The organism is Psychromonas sp. Urea-02u-13 (genome assembly GCF_002835995.1).
Classification (GTDB): domain Bacteria; phylum Pseudomonadota; class Gammaproteobacteria; order Enterobacterales; family Psychromonadaceae; genus Psychromonas.
On record NZ_PJBZ01000191.1, the window covers coordinates 1 to 1,696 of the forward strand.

A 1,696-nucleotide genomic window follows, 5' to 3' on the forward strand; every position below is an offset into this window, starting at 1 on the left:
GTAACTTCTCATAAACCTGTGGCAGTATTTAAAGAAGTTAGCCGTATTTTGACTATTTCAGATAATAAGGGCATTTTTTGTTCATTATGACGATCAGATAAATACTCCCAAAATGAGATATTTAATTTACGGCACGTTTTTTTTAAACTGATAAAAGTATCCCTGCATTTTTGCCCTAAATCACTTCGGGTGCCTCCGCTCACTTTTCGTTTTTTTACATAATCCCGAATATCTGATTCACTTCCATTAGTATGCAGTGGTACATCAGGTCGCTTTAGCACTAATAATAATTTTTCTTTTAGTTTAGCGAGTCGCCGTAAGCATTGATTTAATATTTCATAACTTGTTTTTTGACTGAAAATATTATCGAATTGCTCTGATAACCTTTTCGCCTCCTGCTTTTCTGGTGATAATTTATACTGCTTGAGTCCCTTATACAGCTCCCAAATTTTTCCCCTAACTGTTTTAATATCTTCGCGATGCTTTTCATTTAAAGGGATCATAGTATGGATAAGACGCTCTGCATGTACCCAGCACAAGCCATGCTGAAGTATATTGAATTGCCCTGCGCCATCACTGATTATTGCTAAATGATCAAGATTATTATCTTTTAATAAAGCCCCCATTAATGCCCCTTCGGTGGCACTGCGAACGTGGTGTATGCTTGTGATATCAATTGATTCGAGTAATTCCTGCCAGCTATCTTCATCTGAATATTCAAGCTCAGTTAAGGCTTTCAATTTTTCTATTTGCAAGGCCGGAAGTTTACGAGTCAGCATGTATTCAAAGGCATCTTCACACAGAAAATAAACGGTTTTCTTACCTTGTAATAACGATAAAAAATTAGCTCTGCTTTTTTTTGCTGTTGAGCTGAACCATGCAAAAAAGTCATTACCGATATGCGTTACATAGCCATTTTTTCCTTTATGCCTTGCGCCACTGTCATCTACGGTAACGTAACTCGATTGCGCTAAGCCGACTTCAAGTAAATCGTCTTTTTCCTTGTGGAATCGTTCTTTATTTGTTGTCAGTAATCGATCTAATTGGCCAGAGGAAATAATAATCCCCCACTCTCTTAACTGCTCTAATAACAGAGGCTGAGTAACTTGGCAGTGGTGGTGCTGATACAACAAATAGGTAACGATATTGGGACCATAATGACGATGCTCTAACGAATCTGGTAATGTGCCTGTTAATATTTTTCCTTCCGGAGTTAACCAGCGCTCTAAGCGGTAACGCGTGTTTTTCGGTTTGATAACGAGATCCTGAACTGTAAAATCTTGATAGCCTTTAAAGCGAGAGCCTTGCGGGATATTGTCAGGCTTTATTATCGCTTCAACATGAATGGTTAATTCTTTCTTATTCGCACGTTGCTTTTTCTTACTCTTTTTTTTAGTCTCGTCGTTTGTTTTTTGATCTAGTTTGCTTGCTTTAAATTTAGGTCTTTTTTTCTCACCTTTTAATACCCGAATATCATCTTTCAAAATACTCACTTCTTCTTTGAGTTTTTGGTTTTGATCGGCAAGTTGTTCAATAATACTAAGCAATCCTTTTATAAGAGGAGTCTGCTCACTATCAGGAATCTCGGGTAATTTTAATATCATATGGCGTTCACAATGCAATTCATATTAGCCATTGTGATCGCTTTAAAAGATCAATCAAGTCGATCTTTATGAATTTCAAATGATCTTGAGAT

The 1,696-nt window shown here is 36.8% G+C and carries 1 protein-coding gene; it reads right to left on the bottom strand.

All coding sequences use genetic code 11. From position 1 onward, the window contains the following. Window positions 1–8 precede the first annotated feature (8 nt). Entirely contained in the window at window positions 9–1,604 is a 1,596-nt protein-coding gene (locus tag CXF74_RS21290) for an IS66 family transposase (RefSeq protein WP_101084637.1), read from the bottom strand. Window positions 1,605–1,696: the final 92 nt, after the last annotated feature.

Coding starts and splice junctions, on each gene's coding strand:
- CXF74_RS21290 (WP_101084637.1), bottom strand. CDS start 1,604: ATGATATTAAAATTACCCGAGATTCCTGATAGTGAGCAGACTCCTCTT.